Annotated in this window: 20 protein-coding genes; 13 read left to right on the top strand and 7 right to left on the bottom strand. The window is 65.2% G+C overall.

Going from position 1 to position 18,898, the window contains the following annotated elements; genetic code table 11:
* Window positions 1-4 precede the first annotated feature (4 nt).
* Together ACO2Q9_RS18345 and ACO2Q9_RS18340 are read right to left on the bottom strand one after the other, a co-directional pair.
* Window positions 5-1,273, bottom strand: coding sequence for a URC4/urg3 family protein (locus ACO2Q9_RS18345; RefSeq protein WP_423313418.1), 1,269 nt, complete (start codon window positions 1,271-1,273; stop codon window positions 5-7).
* Window positions 1,270-2,604, bottom strand: a complete 1,335-nt coding sequence (locus tag ACO2Q9_RS18340) for a GTP cyclohydrolase II (RefSeq protein ID WP_423313416.1) — start codon at window positions 2,602-2,604, stop codon at window positions 1,270-1,272. Before ACO2Q9_RS18340 ends, ACO2Q9_RS18345 begins: the two co-directional genes overlap by 4 nt.
* A 146-nt stretch (window positions 2,605-2,750) precedes the next feature.
* Here ACO2Q9_RS18340 and ACO2Q9_RS18335 point away from each other — a divergent pair, with 146 nt between their 5' ends.
* The 6 genes from ACO2Q9_RS18335 to ACO2Q9_RS18310 all read left to right on the top strand — a co-directional run bounded on the left by ACO2Q9_RS18335 (window position 2,751) and on the right by ACO2Q9_RS18310 (window position 8,700).
* Window positions 2,751-3,209: a hypothetical protein gene (locus tag ACO2Q9_RS18335; protein ID WP_423313414.1), complete on the top strand. Its 459-nt coding sequence runs from the start codon at window positions 2,751-2,753 to the stop codon at window positions 3,207-3,209.
* Window positions 3,210-3,232: 23 nt separating this feature from the next.
* Window positions 3,233-3,394, top strand: a complete 162-nt coding sequence (locus tag ACO2Q9_RS18330) for a hypothetical protein (protein WP_423313413.1) — start codon at window positions 3,233-3,235, stop codon at window positions 3,392-3,394.
* Window positions 3,395-3,638: 244 nt separating this feature from the next.
* Window positions 3,639-5,195, top strand: coding sequence for an acyl-CoA synthetase (locus tag ACO2Q9_RS18325; protein ID WP_423313411.1), 1,557 nt, complete (start codon window positions 3,639-3,641; stop codon window positions 5,193-5,195).
* A 47-nt stretch (window positions 5,196-5,242) separates the two neighbouring features.
* Complete coding sequence (locus tag ACO2Q9_RS18320) at window positions 5,243-6,385, top strand: FAS1-like dehydratase domain-containing protein (protein WP_423313409.1); 1,143 nt, start codon at window positions 5,243-5,245, stop codon at window positions 6,383-6,385.
* A 2-nt stretch (window positions 6,386-6,387) separates the two neighbouring features.
* Window positions 6,388-7,626 carry a CaiB/BaiF CoA transferase family protein gene (locus ACO2Q9_RS18315; protein ID WP_423313407.1) on the top strand — a complete coding sequence of 413 codons (1,239 nt, stop codon included), beginning with the start codon at window positions 6,388-6,390 and terminating at the stop codon, window positions 7,624-7,626.
* Between the two features lie 108 nt (window positions 7,627-7,734).
* The gene (locus ACO2Q9_RS18310) at window positions 7,735-8,700 is read left to right on the top strand and encodes a Bug family tripartite tricarboxylate transporter substrate binding protein (RefSeq protein ID WP_423313405.1); all 966 of its coding nucleotides are present in this window, start codon (window positions 7,735-7,737) and stop codon (window positions 8,698-8,700) included.
* Between the two features lie 20 nt (window positions 8,701-8,720).
* Here the strand turns inward: ACO2Q9_RS18310 and ACO2Q9_RS18305 are convergent, their stop codons facing one another.
* From ACO2Q9_RS18305 to ACO2Q9_RS18285, 5 genes are read right to left on the bottom strand one after another with little or no spacing between them, the layout of a single operon-like run.
* The gene (locus ACO2Q9_RS18305; RefSeq protein WP_423313403.1) at window positions 8,721-9,533 is read right to left on the bottom strand and encodes an IclR family transcriptional regulator; all 813 of its coding nucleotides are present in this window, start codon (window positions 9,531-9,533) and stop codon (window positions 8,721-8,723) included.
* A gap of 13 nt (window positions 9,534-9,546) precedes the next feature.
* A complete protein-coding gene (locus tag ACO2Q9_RS18300) occupies window positions 9,547-9,978 on the bottom strand; it encodes a PaaI family thioesterase (protein ID WP_423313401.1) in 432 nt (143 codons plus the stop codon).
* A gap of 48 nt (window positions 9,979-10,026) precedes the next feature.
* Window positions 10,027-11,004, bottom strand: a complete 978-nt coding sequence (locus ACO2Q9_RS18295) for a threo-3-hydroxy-L-aspartate ammonia-lyase (RefSeq protein WP_423313399.1) — start codon at window positions 11,002-11,004, stop codon at window positions 10,027-10,029.
* Window positions 11,005-11,017: 13 nt separating this feature from the next.
* Window positions 11,018-12,043, bottom strand: coding sequence for a metal-dependent hydrolase (locus tag ACO2Q9_RS18290; RefSeq protein ID WP_423313398.1), 1,026 nt, complete (start codon window positions 12,041-12,043; stop codon window positions 11,018-11,020).
* A gap of 21 nt (window positions 12,044-12,064) precedes the next feature.
* Window positions 12,065-13,585 (bottom strand): helicase HerA-like domain-containing protein, encoded by a 1,521-nt coding sequence (locus ACO2Q9_RS18285; RefSeq protein WP_423313396.1) that lies wholly within the window; start codon window positions 13,583-13,585, stop codon window positions 12,065-12,067.
* A 71-nt stretch (window positions 13,586-13,656) separates the two neighbouring features.
* Here ACO2Q9_RS18285 and ACO2Q9_RS18280 point away from each other — a divergent pair, with 71 nt between their 5' ends.
* The 7 genes from ACO2Q9_RS18280 to ACO2Q9_RS18250 are packed head-to-tail and all read left to right on the top strand — an operon-like array spanning window position 13,657 to window position 18,896.
* Complete coding sequence (locus ACO2Q9_RS18280; protein ID WP_423313394.1) at window positions 13,657-14,376, top strand: YebC/PmpR family DNA-binding transcriptional regulator; 720 nt, start codon at window positions 13,657-13,659, stop codon at window positions 14,374-14,376.
* 11 nt (window positions 14,377-14,387) lie between these two features.
* A complete protein-coding gene (gene purD / locus ACO2Q9_RS18275; protein ID WP_423313392.1) occupies window positions 14,388-15,668 on the top strand; it encodes a phosphoribosylamine--glycine ligase in 1,281 nt (426 codons plus the stop codon).
* Between the two features lie 24 nt (window positions 15,669-15,692).
* Window positions 15,693-16,610, top strand: a complete 918-nt coding sequence (gene hemF, locus ACO2Q9_RS18270; RefSeq protein WP_423313778.1) for an oxygen-dependent coproporphyrinogen oxidase — start codon at window positions 15,693-15,695, stop codon at window positions 16,608-16,610.
* A complete protein-coding gene (nadD, locus tag ACO2Q9_RS18265; protein WP_423313390.1) occupies window positions 16,601-17,206 on the top strand; it encodes a nicotinate (nicotinamide) nucleotide adenylyltransferase in 606 nt (201 codons plus the stop codon). The genes hemF and nadD overlap by 10 nt, the downstream gene beginning before the upstream one ends.
* Window positions 17,206-17,817, top strand: a complete 612-nt coding sequence (gene rsfS / locus ACO2Q9_RS18260) for a ribosome silencing factor (protein ID WP_423313389.1) — start codon at window positions 17,206-17,208, stop codon at window positions 17,815-17,817. The genes nadD and rsfS overlap by 1 nt, the downstream gene beginning before the upstream one ends.
* Window positions 17,814-18,281 carry a 23S rRNA (pseudouridine(1915)-N(3))-methyltransferase RlmH gene (gene rlmH, locus ACO2Q9_RS18255; RefSeq protein WP_423313387.1) on the top strand — a complete coding sequence of 156 codons (468 nt, stop codon included), beginning with the start codon at window positions 17,814-17,816 and terminating at the stop codon, window positions 18,279-18,281. Before rsfS ends, rlmH begins: the two co-directional genes overlap by 4 nt.
* A gap of 9 nt (window positions 18,282-18,290) precedes the next feature.
* The gene (locus ACO2Q9_RS18250; RefSeq protein ID WP_423313385.1) at window positions 18,291-18,896 is read left to right on the top strand and encodes a Maf family protein; all 606 of its coding nucleotides are present in this window, start codon (window positions 18,291-18,293) and stop codon (window positions 18,894-18,896) included.
* Window positions 18,897-18,898 lie beyond the last annotated feature (2 nt).

Here is an 18,898-nt window from a genome sequence, read left to right as displayed (position 1 = left end):
AAATTCAGAAGACCGTGCCGTCGCTCTCGATCATGAAGGGCGGTGTGCCGCCACGCAAGCGTTGTGCCAGCACGCGGCCTGCGGCCCAGGTGCCGCCTTCGAGCACACAGGCCAGCGGCATTCCGGCCTCGGTCAGTTTGAGTTGCTTGCGCACCAGCGGGGCGATCTCGTCCAGCAGCGCGACGGTGAGGGCGCGCCATTCGACGATGAATTCATCGCCCGCCTGCCAGGTACGGCTGGCGTGCTGCAGGTCTTTCAGGCGGATCACGCCGGCGTCGACCAGCAGGCCGCCGTTGCGGTATTCGGGCAGCCCGGTGAGGGCGTCCAGGCCGTGCACTTTCACGCCGGCCCATTCGAAAGGTTCGAGCAGCGAATAGGTGAGCCACTGCGACAGCTTGTGGAAGGGCATCCAGCCCTTCGTGAGCCCGTCGCCCGGCACGCAGGAATGTGGCCAGCAGTCGCCCAGCGGCTCGGTGCCGATGTGGTTCTGCGCGGGCCAGATGCCCGAGAGCGTCATGAGCAGTGTGGAGAGCAGGTCGTGCACCTGCAGCTCGGCGGTGGGCGGCGCGTCCGTGCCGATCAGGCCGGTGAGCGTGTCGAAGATGCCGCCCGGGCGGCCTTCCCCACCATAGGTTTCCGGTTGCTCGGCAAGCACTTCGCCGAGGCGGCGCAGCAGCGTCGCACGGCCTTCGAGGCCCACGAGCGGGTTGTTGTCGCGCACCTGGAACGCCTGGCCGAGCCGCTCGGTGATGACGCCGCGCAGGCCTTTCGAATCGGCCCGGTACGGGTTGGCAGGGTCGGACGAGAACGCCCCGGCGATGAACGCGTGGTAGCTGGCAACGCCCAGTCCTTCCGATCGCGCAAAGGTCTTGCCGGTGGACGACTCGACGTACTTCCAGTCCGGCCCGGCTCCGGCGTCGAGCAGCACGCTCACGAGCGCGAGGTCGATGTGCGCGCGGGCCTTCTCGGCGGCGGACGCATCGCCCAGCAGTTGGTCGAGTTGCGCGCGGCGGTCCTCACCCCCGGCCTCGAAATGACGCCAGCGGCTGTGGTACGGGATCTTCAGATCGGGATAACGCTCACGTGTGACCTTCACGACTTCGTCCGCGACGGCATCGAGCTTCGTGTCGTCGATGGCGAACCAGTCGGACAGGCCGGCGCGGGCACGGGCCAGCAGGCCACCTGCGCGTTCGCGCACCACACGCGTGGTGCGCAGGTAGCCGGCGGCAGACGCCGGCACCGTGAGGTCTTCCAGCAGGGCCTTTTCCGTCATTCGGTCAGTCCCCGGCCCTTGGCCTTCTTGAGTTCTTCGGCGTCGGGCACCGCGCCGGGTGTGAAGTAGCCGGCGGCCATCTTCGCGTCCATCTCCACGCGCGCGTCGGCGGGGATGAGTTCGTCCGGGATGTTCACGCGCTCGCCGATCTCGATGCCCGAACCGGTGATGGCGTCGAACTTCATGTTGCTCATGGAGACGAGGCGGTGGATCTTGCGGATGCCGAGCCAGTGGAACACGTCGGGCATGAGTTCCTGGAAGCGCATGTCCTGCACGCCGGCCACGCATTCGGTGCGTGCGAAATACTGGTCGGCTGTGTCGCCGCCGACCTGGCGCTTGCGCGCGTTGTAGACGAGGAACTTGGTGACTTCACCGAGGGCGCGGCCTTCCTTGCGCGAGTAGGCGATCAGGCCCACGCCGCCGCGTCCGCCGGCTTCCTTCGACTGCGCGCCGCGTATGCACTCCTCGATGGCGTGCGTGAGGTACGGGCGGCAGGTGCAGATGTCGGAGCCGAACACGTCGGAGCCGTTGCATTCGTCGTGGATGCGCGCCGTGAGTTCGACCTCGGGGTTTGCCAGGTCGCGCGGCTCGCCGAAGATATAGAGCGTCTGCCCGCCGATGGGCGGCAGGAACACGTCGAGGTCGGAGCGCGTGACGAGTTCGGGGTACATGCCGCCGGTTTCCTCGAACAGCACGCGACGCAGGTCGGTCTCGGAACAGCCGAAGCGCTTCGCGACTTCGGGCAGGTACCAGACCGGTTCAATGGCGACTTTGGTCACCACGGCAGCGCCGCCCGGCAGCAGCAGCTTGCCGTCCGGCACGAGGCGGCCCTTCTGGATGGCCTCGATCACTTCGGGAAGGATCACATGCGCCTTGGTGACCGCGATGGTTGGACGGACGTCGTAGCCGGCCGCCATCTCGGTGGCGAATTCGCTGGCCACCGTGGCTCCCCACGGGTCCAGGCTCACGATGCGGCCCTTGTCGGCCCACTGCGGATAGGGCCCGATCACGTCGGTAGGCGAGGTGTTGGTGAGGTCGGCCTTGTGTTCCGGCTTGAGTGCACCGGCGGCGACGGCCAGCGCGCGGTACACGCTGTAGGAGCCGCTGTGCGTGCCGATGACGTTCCGGTGCGCACGCGTGGTGGTGGTGCCGACGACGGGACCACGTTCGGCCGCCGTCGGTGCACCCCAAGTGATCGGGAGCGCACCAAAACCGCCCGAATGCGAAGTCAGCCGGATATGGCGACGCGTGGGAGTGCCGGGTGCGCCCGGCGTGGGTGCGGCCACCGGGACAGTGGCTGTCACCGTGGGAGAAGTGGTGTCTGCGGACATGAGAGGCATCCCCAAAAAACGCAATTTACTCGCCGGTCCGGGCTGCTGCAAGCAGTTTTGGACCATTTGGTCAAAAACCGAAGCAAGGAGGATGCCTGCTACTCAGTCAACCGTATAGTTACCTCGCACGGACGTCGGGAGAACGCATGGAGCGATGGGAAATCATCGAAAAATGGCTGCTTGGCATCGCGGCCGTGGCGCTCACCCTATGGGGTGGCTGGGCGATCATCACGGCCGAGCGCCTTGAGATCAAGTTCTTCGGATTTCTCGGCCTGTTGTTTGCGTACTGGTTGACTTGGCAGGCCCTGTATGAAGACAGGCTTGACTCGCGGGTGCCTCCGACGATGGGCGAACGCCTGATGTTCGGCATCTGGGTGTGGGGGCGCCGGCTTATCCTTGGTTCGATTGCGCTTCTGTTGGGCTACGCGGCGATCGTCGCAGCCGTTGCCGCGCGGAGCATCGAGGACTATGGAATGGCCCTGTTGGCAGGTTCCTTGAGCGGCATGGCAGGCTGGGTCGCATTATTTGGTGGCGAGATAAATCGGTCTATGGGTGACGACCGACGTGTGCATGAGCAACGAACGAAGCGTTACGAGCAAGACTGAACCCAGATAGACATCAGGGTGCCGTGATCGGCGCTGCGGTTGTCGCCTGCTCGGCCGCATTGCTGCCCTGGGGCCTCGGCTTTGCCGCGGGCGCGATGCTGTTCGTCATCAGCCACGAAATCATCCCCGAGTCGCACCGCAAGGGCTGTGCAGCGAACGCATCGTGGCGCAACAAGCCGAGATAGCGCGTTGCAGGCCGAACTGTGTCGATAGCGCGCCCGCAACCCGCCATGTCGAGCCATCATGAAGGCCTGAGCGACAGGCGCAGCACGCCCTGACGAAACGAGCCGCTCCCTCTGTGTAGCGGCCATTTTTTACCTCGACTTAAATTGTCTATATACAAAAGTAAATTGCATTTGACAAAACTATGCAAAATGGGAAAACTGCATGTACCGAGAGACGAGCAACAACGAGAGACAAAGAGACAAGATGAGACTGACTGACTACGTGAGCTACGCCGACGCGCAGCAGCACTTTTCGCCAGAGAAGCTGTGGGAGCTTTTCGACGGTGACCGCGAATTCCTCAACATCGCGCACGAATGCGTGGACCGTCATGTGGCAGCCGGTGGTGACGCGCTCATCGTTGCCAATGCGCTGGGGCATGACGAAGTCATCACCTATGCCGAACTGTCGGCCGACTCCTCGCGCTTCGCCCACATGCTGGAAGCACGCGGTGTGCAGCGCGGCGACCGCGTGGCCATCATGCTGGAGCCGTCACGGGCGTTCTACACGGCGATGTTCGGCGTCATCAAGCGCGGCGCGATCGCGGTGCCGCTGTTCACGCTGTTCGGGCCGGACGGCATCCGTCTGCGGGTGAACGACTGCAAGCCGTCACTGCTGGTCACCAACGAGCAGAAGGCCGAGGTGGCGCGCTCCATTGGTGCCATCGACGTGCTGGTGTTCGACGACGCGTTCTTCGCCGGACTGCGCAAGCTGCCCACCACCTACGAAACGAAGACGCGCGCCGGTGACCTGGCCGTATTCCAGTACACATCGGGCACCACGCGCGAACTGCCCGAAGCGGTGAAGCACACGCACAAGGCGCTCGTCACGCTGACCGTGGCCGCGCTGTATGGCACTGGCCTGCGTCCGGGCGACAGGTTTTTCTGCCCGTCATCGCCCGCATGGGGCCACGGCCTGTGGCACGGCACGCTGGCACCACTCGCATTGGGTTTGACGGTCGGCGCGTACAGCGGTCGCTTCAACCCCGAGCGCTTGCTCGAAGCGCTGTCGAAGCACCGCTTCACCAACATGTCCGCCGCTGCCACGCACTACCGCATGATGAAGAACTGCGGCAAGGCAGACCAGTACGAGTTCGCTTTCGAGAAGCTCTCGTTCACCGGCGAGCCGATCGACGACGACACCGCCGACTTCGTGCAGAAGCAATTCGGTCTGGAGGTCTGCAGCATGTACGGCACCACCGAGATCGGCGTGGTGCTGGTGAGCTACCCCGGCGCGCCGGACTTCCCGGTCAAGCGCGGCTCGCTTGGCAAGGCCGTGCCGGGCACGCGGGTCGAGGTGCACGACGCCGAGGGCAAGGTCTGCCCGGTCAACGTCACCGGCCAGTTGATGGTGCTGCGTCGTGGCGAATGGATTCCCACCAAGGACCTCGGCCGCATCGACGAGGACGGCTATTTCCACCACGGTGGGCGTGCCGACGACGTGATCATTTCCGCCGGCTGGACCATGAGCGCCGTCGAGATCGAGAACGTGATGCTCATGCACGCCGACGTGCTCGAGGCCGCGGCGATTGGCGTGCCCGACGCGATACGCGGTCAGGTGGTCAAGGCCTTCATCGTGAGCGACAGGGCCGAGAGCGAGCAGTTCACCAGTGAGATCCAGGACCTCGTGAAGACCAAGCTCAGCCAGCACGAATACCCGCGCCATGTGGCCTTCGTGCCCGAGCTGCCCAAGACGCCGGCCGGCAAGGTGCATCGCAAGGTGCTTCGCGAGCGCGAGGCTGCTGCGCTCCAGGCCGCCGCCTGACCCCATTCATTTTTCTTTCGTAGTTCATCAACAGGAGACAAGAACCCATGTCCAGTCATACCCAGCGCAGCTTTCCCAAGATCACCGACCAGGGACTGGAAGACCTGCGCAAGCGCATCGGCGTCAAGATCGGCCAGACGGTCGAGCCGTGGTGCCATGAAGCCACGCGCGACAACATCCGTCATTACGCGCATGGCATCGGTGACGACAACCCGCTGTGGTGCGACCCCGACTACGCCGCCAAGTCGCACTACGGCGGCATCGTGGCGTTGCCCAGCTTCCTGTTCTCCACCAGCCGCATCGTGTCGGGCTACGTGGGCGGCTTGCCCGGCGTGCACGCGATGTGGTCGGGCTCTGACTGGACGTGGCACAAGCCGGTGCGCCGCAACGACGAGATCAGGACCGAGGCGTACCTGAAGGACTTGATCGAACACCAGACGCGTTTCGCAGGCCGCGCCATCCAGCAGATCTACCACGTCGACTTCTTCAACCAGAGCGGCGACAAGGTGGCCGAGGCCGACAGCTGGTGCTTCCGCACCGAGCGCGACCATGCACGCGAAGTCGGCACCAAGTACAAGGAAGTGCGTTCGCGTGAACCGCGCAAGTATACCGACGACGAGCTCGGCGAAGCCTACAAGCTCTACCGCAATGAAGAAGTGCGCGGTGCCACGCCGCGTTACTGGGAGGACGTGCAGGAAGGTGAAGCGCTGCCCACCATGTTCAAAGGCCCGATGACCGTGACCGGCTTCATTGCCTACGCGCAGGGCTGGGGTGGCCTGTACATCCGCGCCAACAAGCTGGCGTGGCAACTCATCGACCAGCATCCGGGCGTCGGCATCAAGAACCGCTTCGGCATTCCTGACGTGCCCGAGCGCGTGCACTGGGAAGAGGACTTCGCGCTGGAAGTCGGCGCGCCCGGTGCTTACGACTACGGCCCGGAGCGCACTTCGTGGCTCACGCACCACCTGACCAACTGGGCCGGCGACACCGGCTTCCTGCACAAGGCCAGCTGCAAGATCCGCCGCCACAACCCGGAAGGCGACATGCTCTTCATCAAGGGCAAGGTCAAGCGCAAGTTCGTCGAGAACGGCCAGCACATGGTCGAGATCGAGCAGGAAGCCCACAACCAGGACGACGAGCTGTCGGTGCTGGGCAGTGGCGTGGTCGTGCTGCCGTCGCGGGGCAAGTAAGCATGTCCGCCGCACCGCGCGGTTCGCTGCAGGGCGTCAAGGTCGTCGACCTGACGCGCGTGCTGGCCGGGCCGCTGTGCACCCAGATCCTCGCGGACCAGGGGGCCGACGTCATCAAGATCGAGCCGCCTGCGGGCGACGAGACGAGGCGGCTCGGCCCACCGTTCGACGGGTCCGGCAGCGCCGCGTATTTCTCTGCGCTCAATCGGGGAAAGCGCGCGCTGAGCCTGGACCTGTCGAAAGCTGAAGCACAGGAGGTCCTGCATCGCCTGCTGGCTGACGCCGACGTGCTGGTGGAGAACTTCGTGCCCGGCACCATGGAGCGCTGGGGGCTGGGCTACGAGCAGGTGCTTGCGGCGCGCTATCCGCGCCTCGTGTATTGCAGCATCAGTGGCTTCGGCAACGATGGTCCGCTCGGAGGACTCCCGGGTTATGACGCCGTGCTGCAGGCACTGTGCGGCGTGATGAGCGTGAACGGCGAACTGGCCAGCGGCAGTACGCGTGTGGGCATTCCCGTGGTCGACCACCTGACAGGTTATGTGGCGCTCAGCGGCATCCTCATGGCGCTGCATGCGCGCTACCAGGACGGTCGCGGCCAACGCGTGGAAGCCACGCTGTTCGACACCGCGCTCAGCCTGCTGGTGCCGCACGCGTCCAACTGGTTTGCCTCGGGCAAGAGCCCGGAGCTTCTGGGCAGTGCGCACCCCAACATCGCACCCTATGACAAATACCGCGCGGGCGACGGAGAGGTGTTCATCGGCATCCTGAACGACAGCCAGTTCCAGCGCTTTGCCAACCACATCGGCCTGCCGGCGCTGATGCAGGACGCGCGCTTCGCATCGAACGCACTGCGGGTGGAGAACCGGCAGGCGCTCAAGCAGGTGATCGAAGATGCCATTGCCGCGCATTCGTGCGAGCAGTTGTGCGACGCCCTCATGCGTGCGAACGTGCCGGCGGCCGCGGTGAATTCCGTGCCGCAGGCGCTGGCGCATCCGCACAGCGTGCACCGCGGCATCGTCGTCAGCCGGGGTGGCTACACGGGCATGCGTTCGCCGATGTGCCTGCATGGCACGCCGGGCACTGCGGGTGTCGCGCCACCGGCGTTTGCGCAGGACGCCCAGGAAATCCTGGGTGAGCTGGGCTACAGCGAGGCCGAACGCATGCAGTTGCGTGAATCGGGCGCCGCGCCCTGCGGCAAGACAGTTTCACAAACGCAGCCGCGGCAAGCGGCAACCGCCTGAAGGAGTGCCACAGGAACCACTCGAGCGCTGAACAGTTTCATCGTCAGGCCCGCGTACGAGCGGGCACCGTACCGCAAGTCATCAAGAAATCAATCAACGGAGACAAAAATGCGAAAGCTTGCAGCAGTGATGACCATCCTCGCCTCGGCCGTGCTGGGTACACCAGCCGCGACGGCGCAGGCCTATCCTTCCAAACCGATCCGCATCATCGTGGCCTACCCGGCAGGGCAGGGCACCGACATTGCGACGCGCTACCTGGCCGAGCAGATGTCGCGTGACCTGGGGCAACCCATCGTCATCGACAACAAACCCGGCGCAGGCGGCAACCTGGGCACCGAGCTCGCGGCGCAGGCCGCGCCGGACGGCTACACGCTTACCATGGGCACGAACGCCACGCACGTGCTCAACCAGTTCCTCTACGCCAAGCTGGCGTTCGACCCGGAGAAGGACTTCGAGCCGATTGCGCTGGTCGGCACATTCCCGATGATCGTGGCCGTCAACACGACTTTCTCCATCAACACGGCCTCGGACCTGGTGCATGCGGTCCAGCGCAACGCGCGCTCGGCCGACATTGCGATGCCCAGCACGACCGCACGTCTCGTGGTGGAGCTGTTCAAGGAGCGCTCGGCGGCGCCGCTGTTCGGCGTTCCGTACAAGGGTTCCGGCAATGCGCTCACCGACGTGATCGGTGGGCAGTTGCCGGTGATGGTGGATACGCCGACCAGCCTGCGCCCGCACATCGCTGCCGGCAAGCTGCGCGCGCTCGCCGTCACCTCTGCACAGCCCAGCGGCCTCGTGCCTGGCGTGAAGACGATCTCGGAGCAGGGCTACGCTGGCTTCGAAGTGATTGCGTGGAATGCGCTCTACGCGCCGAAGGGCACGCCGGCCAACGTGTTGAACACGCTCAATGCCGCGATGAACAAGGTGCTGCAGCGTCCGGAGACGCGCCAGAAGCTGCTGGACTTCGGCTTCGATCCGGCAGGTGGCACGGCTGCGCAGTTGCATGACTTCACCCGGTCGGAACGGCGCAAGTGGCAGCCGATCATTTCTGCCGCGGGGTTGAAGGCAGAGTAAACAAGAGCAGGGGAGTGGGGTCAGGCCGTGGCGAACATGAGGTTGGCCACGGCCCTGGCTTCTTCCCGCATCGTCTTCACCACATCCTTCACCGTCGCGGCGTCGAGCTGGCTCGACAGGCCTGCCGCAACGAGCGTATGTGTGAGCTTGCCCGCCGCGTCGAAGACCGGCACGGCCACCACGGTGAGACCACCCATGAAGTTGTCGCGGTCGACGGCCCAGCCTTGCGCACGCGCCTCCTCCACATCACGCTTCCATATGTCGAACGACGGCGCCTTGTCCCAGGGCGTGGCGTTGAACTTCTTGCGCATCTGCGTCCAGTTCTCCCCGCTGTAGGCCGCAATGAGCCTGCCCGTGGCGCTCACGTACCCCGAGAACTGGCTGCCCACATCCGTGTGCAACCGGAACGGCTGGTTCGATTTGGAAAGCGCCAGCACGATGACGGTGGGTCGCGGCGTGACTTCGACGCCCATCGCCGTGACGCCCCAGTTGCTGGCAAGCCGGTCCAGCGCGGGTTGAACGAGGCGCGCGAAGCCGCCGCCTTCCAGAACGCTCCTGGCGAGACTGATCATGCCGCTGCCCAGGACATAGCGCTTGGTGTCCGGGTCCACCTTCACGAGGTCTTCGCTGACCAGCACCCGAAGGATGTGCAGGCAGGTGCTGGGCACCAGACCCAGCTGATCGGCAATGGCCTTCACACCCAGACCCTGTTTCGCTTCACCGAGGAAGCGCAGGATGGCGATGGATCGGCTCACGGCGGGAACCGGGCGCACGCGAACGACTTTCGGCGCTTTGGCTGCAGGCTTGGCGGTCGATGATTTCAATGCAGGCATCGGTTCTTTCGGTTCACGCTTCTTTGGGGCTGGCCAGCACCTTCATGATGGCCAGCGCAGTGGCGACCGGCTTTTCGTCGACGGTGATCTGGCCGTTCATGAAGATCAGCCCGCGGGTGCGGTGCGACACCGTGGCGCGCGCTTCGGCGAACTGGCCTTCGCGTACGCCGGCCAGGAAGTGCGTGTCCAGTTGCAGCGTCACGCAGGGCTGGCGGCCGCTGGCTTCCCAGGCGACCGTGCTGATGGCCTGGTCCATCAGCGTCATGACCGCGCCGCCGTGCAGCACGCCGGCTGAATTCATGTGCGACGCATCGACCAGGAATCCGTAGACCCAGTTGTCGCCTTCACGCCGGGCCCATAGCGGGCCGGCCTTGCTGATGAAGCCGGGCAGGTCGCGCGGCTTCCAGCCGTCAGACTGGATCTCCTGGACAAGCTCTTGTGACATGAACCGATTGTATATAGACGCAATCAAGTGTCCATAGACAAATATCCATCAGGACGCGACGAACCTCGCAAACTGCGCCAGATCCACATTGCCACCACTGATGATCACGCCCACACGCGCACCCTTGATGTCGATGCCGCCATGCCGTGCACCGGCCAGCGACAGGCAGCCCGTCGGTTCGACGATCATCTTCATACGCTCGGCATAGAACCTCATCGACTCGATGAGCTGGTCGTCGGTGGCCGTGAGGATGTCCGTCACGTCGCGGCGGATGATGCCGAAGGTGAGGTGGCCCAGGTGCTGCGTCTGCGCACCGTCGGCAATCGTGCGCGGCGTCGGAATGGTCACGATGTGCCCGGCGCGCAGCGATTGCTGGCCGTCGTTGCCGGCCTCGGGCTCCACACCGTAAATGCGGCACTCCGGCGACAACGCACGCGTGGCGAGTGCGCAGCCCGAGAGCAATCCGCCACCGCCCAGGCACACGAACAGCGCGTCCAGCGGCCCCGTCTCCTCGATCAGTTCCTTGGCAGACGTGCCCTGTCCGCTCAGCACGTCGGCATGGTCGTAGGGTGGAATGAGCGTCATGCCGCGCTCGTCGGCAATACGGCGCGAGAGGGCTTCGCGGTCTTCGGCGAAGCGGTCGTAGGTGACCACCTCGGCGCCGTAGCCGCGTGTGGCCGCCAGCTTGGCCGCAGGTGCGTCCTGCGGCATGACGATGACGGCAGGCATTTCGAGCACGCGCGCCGACAGTGCGATGGCCTGCGCATGGTTGCCTGACGAGAACGCCAGCACACCGCGTTTGCGCTGCTCTGGCGAGAAGCGCGACAACGCATTGAACGCACCCCGGAACTTGAATGCCCCCATGCGCTGGTAGTTCTCGCATTTGAAGAATAGCTGCGCGCCGAGCAAGGCGTCGGCCGTGCGGGAACGAAGGACCGGCGTGCGATGCGCGTGGCCTTCGATACGTTGCGCGGCATTCGCCACGTCGTCGTAGGTAGGCAGGAGCGGGGAGGGCGTGGTGGTCATGACAGGTGGACGTTCAGGGCATGGCGGTGGTCGGGCCGTTGACGAGCCGGTCCCACGTCTGCGAGAGCTGCCGTCCGGCATTGCGCGGCTGCGCGACCAGTTCCGGCGTGATGGCGTGCCACTGGCCCTGCGCGTCCCGGCGCGCAACGCGGTAGTTGAAGGTATAGCTCGGCTCCGCGCCCATGCGCAGGTCCGACAGCACGATGGTGTTGTCGACCACGGACGCCTTCATGAAGCCGCTGGTGAACCACAGCAGGCGTTGCACCCCGGGTTGCGGCCGCACGGCATTGAATGCGAGCGCCTCGCTCGGGCGCGGCGTGAACTTCATCGGCCCGCTGTCGGCCCACAGCGAACGGTAGCCTTCCAGGAACTGGCCGTCTGGCGTCATCACCACCACACGCCAGAGCAGGGTGTTGAGCGGCATCGGCACGGAAAAGCGCTCGGCGTCTGACAGCCCCTGCGCCGCGAGCGCGGACTCTGCCGCCCGGTCGACGATGAGCTTGGCAACCAGCGACCAGCCGAGATAGACCGAACTCAGCGCCAGGCCGAAGGTGATGAAGCGCGCGCCGCCGGCCCGCGCTCCCAGGAACAGGGCACCGATGCAACCGATGATGAGCGGCAAGGTATAGCCGAGGTCGATGATGAAGATGCTCGACCACATGACAGGCCGCGAAGGCCAGGGCCACAGCAGTTGCGTACCGTAGACGGTGAAGGCATCCAGCAGCGGATGCGTCAGCAGCGCGAGCCAGACAGCCCGGAGCCACGGACGCGGTGCCTCGCGCACCGGTGACCAGTATTTGCGCAGCAACAGCCAGATCAGCCAGCCGACCGCCAGCAGCACCGGCAGCGAATGCGAAGGCCCGCGATGCCAGGTGACGCTGGTCACCGCGTCAGCGCCCATCAGCGCGAGGGGAATGCCGTCGAGGTCGGGCAACGTGCCGAGGACGGCGCCTGTGGCCATGGCTTTGCGTCGATGGCCTGCAGGCACGACGGCCGCAGCGACCGACGCGCCGAGAACGATCTGGGTGAGCGAATCCAAGGCGTGTGACCTTCCTGTTCCTCAGCGCTTCTTGCCGAAGATGCCGCCCAGCACGCCGCGCAGGATCTCGCGGCCGACGGTCGTGCCCATGGTGCGCACGGCCGATTTGGCCATGGTCTGCACCAGCCCGTCCCGCTTTCCACCGCGCGGGCCGGTGGAGCCGAACAGGATTTCATTGAGCATGTTGCCGTCTTCCGCGGGTGCTGCAGCCTTGCCCTTGCCCGCCTTGGTCGGCAGGACAGGTGCATCCGCTTCCGTCGCTGCATCTTCCGCACGGCCACGCAACTTTTCGTAGGCAGATTCGCGATCCACGGTCTTCTCGTACACGCCAGCCACCAGCGACTGCGAGATCAGCGCCTGCCGCTGCTGCGGCGTGATCGGGCCGATCTGGCTGCCGGGCGGCACCACGAACACGCGCTCGGTCACACCGGGTCGGCCCTTCGCATCGAGGAAGCTGATCAGCGCTTCGCCCACAGCCAACTCCGTGATGGCGGTTTCGATGTCCAGGCCCGGTTTCTGCCGCATGGTGGTGGCCGTCGCCTTGACGGCCTTCTGGTCACGCGGCGTGAAGGCGCGCAGCGCGTGCTGCACGCGGTTGCCCAGTTGCGCGAGCACACTGTCGGGAATGTCCAGCGGGTTCTGCGTCACGAAATACACGCCTACGCCTTTGGAGCGCACCAGCCGCACGACCAGTTCGATGCGTTCCACCAGCACCTTGGGCGCTTCGTTGAACAGCAGGTGCGCCTCGTCGAAGAAGAACACCAGCTTGGGCTGCTCCGGGTCACCGATTTCTGGCAACTGCTCGAACAGCTCCGACAGCATCCACAGCAGGAAGGTCGCGTACAGGCGCGGCGAATTCATCAGCTTGTCCGCCGCCAGGATGTTCAGCACGCCCTTGCCATCCACGGTCTGCATGAAGTCGCCGATGTTGAGCATCGGCTCGCCGAAGAACTTGTCACCGCCCTGGGTTTCGATCTGCAGCAGGCCGCGCTGGATGGCCCCCACACTGGCAGCGCTGATGTTGCCGTACTGCGTCGTGAAGGCGCTGGCGTTGTCGCCCACGTGCTGCAGGATGGTGCGCAGGTCTTTCAGATCGAGCAGCAGCAGGCCGGCGTCGTCCGCGATCTTGAACACCAGATTGAGTACCCCGGCCTGGGTGTCATTGAGGTTGAGCATGCGGCCCAGCAGCAGCGGGCCCATGTCGGAGATGGTGGCGCGCACCGGGTGGCCCTGTTCGCCGAACACATCCCACAGCGTGGTGGGGCAGGCGTAAGGCTCGGGAAGGGCGATGCCGCGTTCCTTGAGCACACCGGCCAGCTTCTCGCCGATATTGCCTTGCTGACTGGCGCCTGTCAGGTCGCCCTTCACGTCGGCCATGAAGACCGGAACGCCGATCTTCGAGAAGCCCTCGGCCAGGGTCTGCAGGGTGACAGTCTTGCCCGTTCCCGTTGCCCCGGTGATCAACCCGTGCCGGTTGGCCAGGCCTGGCAGCAGAAAGCATTCGGTTTCCGCGTTTTTCGCCATCAGCAGCGGTTCGGCCATGTCAAAGCTCCCTCGTTCGTTCGAAAAGTAAAATCGAGGGCTGTAGATTAAATCAATACAAAGGACTTCCCATGGCTGGACACAGTAAATGGGCGAACATTCAGCACCGCAAGGGCCGCCAGGACGAGAAGCGCGGCAAGATCTGGACGCGCGCCATCCGCGAAATCATGGTCGCGGCCCGCACCGGGGGCGGTGACCTGTCGGCCAACCCCCGGCTTCGCCTCGCTGTGGACAAGGCCAAGGCCGCCAACGTGCCGGCCGACACCATCAAGCGCAACATCGACAAGGCCACCGGCAACCTCGAAGGCGTGAGCTACGAGGAAATCCGCTACGAAGGCTACGGCATCGGCGGTGCGGCCATCGTGGTGGACACCATGACGGACAACCGTGTCCGCACCGTGGCGGAAGTGCGCCACGCCTTCAGCAAGTACGGCGGCAACATGGGCACCGAGGGCTCGGTGGCCTTCCAGTTCAAGCACTGCGGCCAGCTCATCTTCGCGCCCGGCACCAGCGAAGACAAGGTGATGGAAGTTGCGCTGGAAGCCGGCGCGGAAGACGTGATCGCCGATGACGAAGGTGCCATCGAGGTGCTGACCGCACCGGGCGACTTCGAAGCCGTGAAGAACGCGCTGGAAGCCGCAGGCCTGCAGCCCGGTATCGCCGAAGTCACTCTCAGGCCCGAGAACACCATCGAGCTTTCGGGCGATGACGTGGCGAAGATGCAGAAGATCCTTGACGTGCTGGAAGACCTGGACGATGTCCAGGAGGTCTATCACAACGCACAACTCTGAACTGACCCTCCATGAAAGCACTTGTCATCGGTGGCGGCGGCCGCGAACACGCGCTGGCCTGGCGTCTGGCCCAATCGCCCAAGGTGTCCCGCGTGTACATTGCGCCGGGTAACGGCGGCACGGCCAACGACAGCCGCTTCGAGAACGTTCCCATCACCGACCCCGCCGCACTGCGCGCCTGGGCCCAGGAAGAAAAGATCGCACTGTCGGTCGTCGGCCCCGAGGCCTTCCTCGCGGCCGGCATGGTGAATGAGTTCCGCGCGCACGGCCTGCGCATCTTCGGTGCCACGCGCGAAGCCGCCCAACTCGAAAGCTCCAAGGCTTTCAGCAAGGCCTTCATGAAGCGCCACGGCATTCCCACGGCCGAATACGAAACCTTCACCGACGTGGTGCAGGCCCACGCGTATGTGGATCGCAAGGGTGCGCCCATCGTCATCAAGGCCGACGGCCTGGCGGCGGGCAAGGGTGTGGTCGTGGCCATGACGCTGGCCGAAGCGCACGAAGCCATCGACTTCATGCTGCTGGACAACAAGTTCGGGGTTGCGCACAACGAGGGCGGCGCGCGCGTCGTCATCGAGGAATTCCTGCAGGGCGAGGAAGCCAGCTTCATCGTGCTGTCGGACGGCAAGAACGTGATCCCGCTGGCCACCAGTCAGGACCACAAGCGGCTGCTGGACGCCGACGAAGGCCCCAACACCGGCGGCATGGGCGCGTATTCGCCCGCGCCCGTCGTCACGGCGCAGGTGCATGCCCGTGCCATGCGCGAGATCATCCTGCCCACCATCCGCGGCATGGAGAAGGACGGCATCACCTACACCGGCTTCCTGTATGCGGGCCTGATGATCGACGCCGAAGGCCAGGTCAAGACGCTCGAGTTCAACTGCCGCATGGGTGACCCCGAAACGCAGCCGATCATGATGCGCCTGAAGTCAGACCTGTTCGATGTGCTGTCGGCCGGCACCGACGGCAAGCTCGACACCGTGGAACTGGAGTGGGACCGTCGCGTGGCACTGGGCGTGGTGATGGCTTCGGCCGGTTACCCGCTCGAGCCGCGCAAGGGCGACGCCATCACCGGCTTGCCGGCCGAGCAGCCGGACGGCGTGGTGTTCCACGCAGCAACCGCACAGCAGGGTGACCAGCTCGTCACCAGCGGCGGCCGCGTGCTCTGCGTCACGGCGCTGGGCGACAGCGTGAAGCTGGCCCAGCAGCGCGCCTACGAACTCGCATCCGGCATCCGCTTCGATGGCGCCCAGATGCGCCGCGACATCGGCTTCCGCGCCATCCGTGGCTGAACCCGGACGCGGACTGTCATGACCATGGACATCGCCAATGTCGAGACGGTCCGCGACTACCTGACCGACCTGCAGGAGCGCATCACCACCGCCATTTCCGAGGTGGACGGCGCGGAGTTCCGCGCCGACCCCTGGAAGAAGAAGCGCGGCGAACCGCTTCAGGGCGAAGGCGTCACGAAGATCATGGAGAACGGGTACCTGTTCGAAAGGGCGGGTTGCGGCTTCTCGCACGTGCGTGGCACCAGGCTTCCTCCGTCGGCCACGTCGCTGCGGCCCGAGCTGGAAGGCGCACCCTTCGAGGCCATGGGCGTGTCGCTGGTGTTTCATCCGCGCAACCCGTTCGTGCCCATCGTGCACATGAACGTGCGCATGCTCGCGGCCAAGCCGCGCGGCAAGGACGCGGTGGGCTGGTTCGGCGGCGGCATGGACCTGACGCCGTGCTACGGTTTCGAGGAAGACGCGGTGCATTTCCACCGCACCTGCCGCGATGCGCTCGCGCCGTTCGGAGACGACAAGTACCCGCGCTTCAAGAAGTGGTGCGACGAATATTTCTTCCTCAAGCACCGCAACGAGCAGCGTGGCATCGGCGGCATCTTCTTCGACGACTTCTCCGAGCTGGGTTTCGCGCAGAGTTTTGCGATGACCAGCGCAGTCGGTGATTCATTCCTGGACGCTTACCTGCCCATCGTCGCGAAGCGCCGCAACATGCCCTTCGGCGAGCGCGAGCGCGACTTCCAGCTTTACCGCCGTGGCCGCTATGTCGAGTTCAATCTCGTGTGGGACCGCGGCACGCATTTCGGCCTGCAGTCGGGCGGGCGCACGGAGTCCATCCTCATGTCCATGCCGCCGCTGGCGAGCTGGGCCTACGACCGCAAGACCGTCAGGGGCACGACCGAAGACGAGCTCTACCAGAAATACCTGGTGCGCCGCGAATGGCTCTGATGCGCATCGGCATCTTCGGCGGTGCGTTCGATCCGCCACACGCTGCGCATCTCGCGCTGATCGAGGCCGCGCTCGACCAGCTCGGCCTGCACAGCCTGCGCGTTTTCCCTACCGGCCAAGCCTGGCACAAGGCCCGCAACCTGTCGTCGGCGGAGCATCGCCTCGCCATGGCGCGGCTGGCTTTCGGCGAACTGCCCCGCGTCGTGGTCGATACACGCGAAATCGACCGCGACGGCCCGACCTACACGGTGGAAACCCTTCGGGAGCTGCGCGCCGAATACCCGGGGGCCGAGCTGGTGCTCATCATGGGCACCGACCAGGCGCGCGACTTCACACGCTGGCACGAATGGCGGGAAATCCTTGGCCTAGCTACCATTTCAATAGCAAATCGGGCACAATCGGCAACGTCTTCAGCAACGCCCATACCCTGGCAGAGCGAATCCGGCGCACGTGTCGAACACATCGTCATGACGCCCACGGAGACCAACTCCACCGATATCCGACAGCGCGCCGCCGCCGGCCTGCCGACTTCCCCGTTGGTATCCGGCCCGGTTGCGCGCTATATTGCCCAACATCACCTCTACCAGCCGACCTGATGACCACTGAATCCGCCGCCAAGAAAGACACCCAGAAACTCCAGCGCGCCATCATCGATGGCCTGGAGGACGTCAAGGCCCAGGACATCCAGGTATTCAACACCGAACATCTCTCGCCGCTCTTCGAGCGCGTGATCGTCGCCTCCGGTACTTCCAACCGCCAGACCAAGGCACTTGCCGCCAGCGTGCGCGACGCCGTGCGTGAAGCCGGCTTCGCCAAGCCGCGCATCGAGGGTGAAGAAAATGGCGAGTGGATCATCGTGGACTGCGGTGCCGCCGTGGCGCACATCATGCAGCCGGCCATCCGCACGTATTACCACCTCGAGGAAATCTGGGGCGAGAAGCCGCTGCGCCTGAAGCTCGGCGCTCCCAAGCCGGCGGCGAAGCTGCCCGAGAAGGCACCTGCGAAGAAGGTCGCGGGCGGCAAGACTGCCGCAAAGAAGACATCTGCGAAGTCGGCGCCGGCAAAGTCAGCACCTCCCAAGGCGGTGGTTGGAAATCCTGCGGCGAAAAAGACCGCTGCCAAGACCGCTGCCAAAGCGGCGGCCAAGCCTGTGGCCAGGCCCGCTGCAAAGGCGCCCGCCAAGAAGGCCCCTGCCAAAAAGGCATGAAGCTGCTGCTGGTCGCCGTTGGCCAGCGAGTGCCCGACTGGGCGCAGCAGGCCTATGACGACTATGCCAAGCGATTCCCGCCCGAGCTCAAGGTCGAGCTGAAGGCCGTGAAGACGGAGCCACGCGGCTCCAAGTCGCTCGAAACCCTCTACGCCGCCGAACGCGCGCGCATCGAAGCCGTCATCCCGCGTGGATGCCGCGTGGTGGCGCTGGACGAACGCGGCACGTCGCTCACCACCGTCGCGTTGGCCGCCAAGCTGAAAAGCTGGCAACTGGAAAGCGACGACGTTGCACTGGTCATCGGCGGCCCCGACGGGCTCGACCCGGCGTTCCGGCAAGCGGCGCATGAACGCATCCGACTGTCTGACCTGACGCTGCCGCACGCCATGGTGCGCGTGCTGCTGATCGAGCAGCTCTACCGTGCCTGGTCGATCAACGCCAACCATCCGTATCACCGCGAATAGACAATCCCCGTGCCCGATTTCATTTACCTCGCATCCCAAAGCCCGCGCCGCCGCCAGTTGCTGGAGCAGCTCGGCGTGCGGCACGAGTTGCTGCTGCCCGACGCGTCGGAAGACGCCGAGGCGCTGGAAGAGCCGCTGGTGGGTGAAGCGCCTTCGCGCTATGTGCAGCGCGTCACGGGCCTCAAGCTCGATGCTGCGGTTGCACGCCTGAAGCGCCGGGGCTTGCCGCCGGCGCCCGTGCTTTGCTCGGACACCACGGTGGCACTGGGTCGAACGATCTACGGCAAGCCCGCCGACGCAGCCGATGCCCGCCGCATGCTGGCCGAACTGTCCGGCACCACGCACCGCGTGCTGACGGCCGTGGCGGTCCAGGCGGGCCGCAAGCGTCTGGCAGCGCTCAGCGATTCGCGCGTGACCTTCGCGGATCTGACCGCCGCACAACTGCGGGCTTATGTGGCAACGGGCGAACCGATGGGCAAGGCAGGCGCCTATGCCGTGCAGGGCAGGGCGGCGGCGTTCATCCCGCACATCAGCGGCAGCTACTCTGGCATCATGGGCCTGCCGATGTTCGAGACAGCACGGCTGCTGCGCGAGGCAGGTCTGCGCAGCGTCTGAAA

It is taken from the genome of Variovorax sp. VNK109 (assembly GCF_049445855.1).
Classification (GTDB): domain Bacteria; phylum Pseudomonadota; class Gammaproteobacteria; order Burkholderiales; family Burkholderiaceae_C; genus JAGOCV01.
The sequence above is the reverse complement of the archived record's forward strand: the minus strand, read 5'-3'. Positions and strand labels throughout refer to the sequence as shown.

Bases quoted from the DNA above. Each gene is read 5' to 3' on its own strand.
- hemF (WP_423313778.1), top strand. From the start codon at position 15,693: ATGGACATCGCCAATGTCGAGACGGTCCGCGACTACCTGACCGACCTG.
- rlmH (WP_423313387.1), top strand. From the start codon at position 17,814: ATGAAGCTGCTGCTGGTCGCCGTTGGCCAGCGAGTGCCCGACTGGGCG.
- ACO2Q9_RS18340 (WP_423313416.1), bottom strand. From the start codon at position 2,604: ATGTCCGCAGACACCACTTCTCCCACGGTGACAGCCACTGTCCCGGTG.
- ACO2Q9_RS18345 (WP_423313418.1), bottom strand. From the start codon at position 1,273: ATGACGGAAAAGGCCCTGCTGGAAGACCTCACGGTGCCGGCGTCTGCC.
- purD (WP_423313392.1), top strand. From the start codon at position 14,388: ATGAAAGCACTTGTCATCGGTGGCGGCGGCCGCGAACACGCGCTGGCC.
- nadD (WP_423313390.1), top strand. From the start codon at position 16,601: ATGGCTCTGATGCGCATCGGCATCTTCGGCGGTGCGTTCGATCCGCCA.
- ACO2Q9_RS18320 (WP_423313409.1), top strand. From the start codon at position 5,243: ATGTCCAGTCATACCCAGCGCAGCTTTCCCAAGATCACCGACCAGGGA.
- ACO2Q9_RS18315 (WP_423313407.1), top strand. From the start codon at position 6,388: ATGTCCGCCGCACCGCGCGGTTCGCTGCAGGGCGTCAAGGTCGTCGAC.
- ACO2Q9_RS18280 (WP_423313394.1), top strand. From the start codon at position 13,657: ATGGCTGGACACAGTAAATGGGCGAACATTCAGCACCGCAAGGGCCGC.
- ACO2Q9_RS18310 (WP_423313405.1), top strand. From the start codon at position 7,735: ATGCGAAAGCTTGCAGCAGTGATGACCATCCTCGCCTCGGCCGTGCTG.
- rsfS (WP_423313389.1), top strand. From the start codon at position 17,206: ATGACCACTGAATCCGCCGCCAAGAAAGACACCCAGAAACTCCAGCGC.
- ACO2Q9_RS18285 (WP_423313396.1), bottom strand. From the start codon at position 13,585: ATGGCCGAACCGCTGCTGATGGCGAAAAACGCGGAAACCGAATGCTTT.
- ACO2Q9_RS18325 (WP_423313411.1), top strand. From the start codon at position 3,639: ATGAGACTGACTGACTACGTGAGCTACGCCGACGCGCAGCAGCACTTT.
- ACO2Q9_RS18295 (WP_423313399.1), bottom strand. From the start codon at position 11,004: ATGACCACCACGCCCTCCCCGCTCCTGCCTACCTACGACGACGTGGCG.
- ACO2Q9_RS18305 (WP_423313403.1), bottom strand. From the start codon at position 9,533: ATGCCTGCATTGAAATCATCGACCGCCAAGCCTGCAGCCAAAGCGCCG.
- ACO2Q9_RS18335 (WP_423313414.1), top strand. From the start codon at position 2,751: ATGGAGCGATGGGAAATCATCGAAAAATGGCTGCTTGGCATCGCGGCC.
- ACO2Q9_RS18300 (WP_423313401.1), bottom strand. From the start codon at position 9,978: ATGTCACAAGAGCTTGTCCAGGAGATCCAGTCTGACGGCTGGAAGCCG.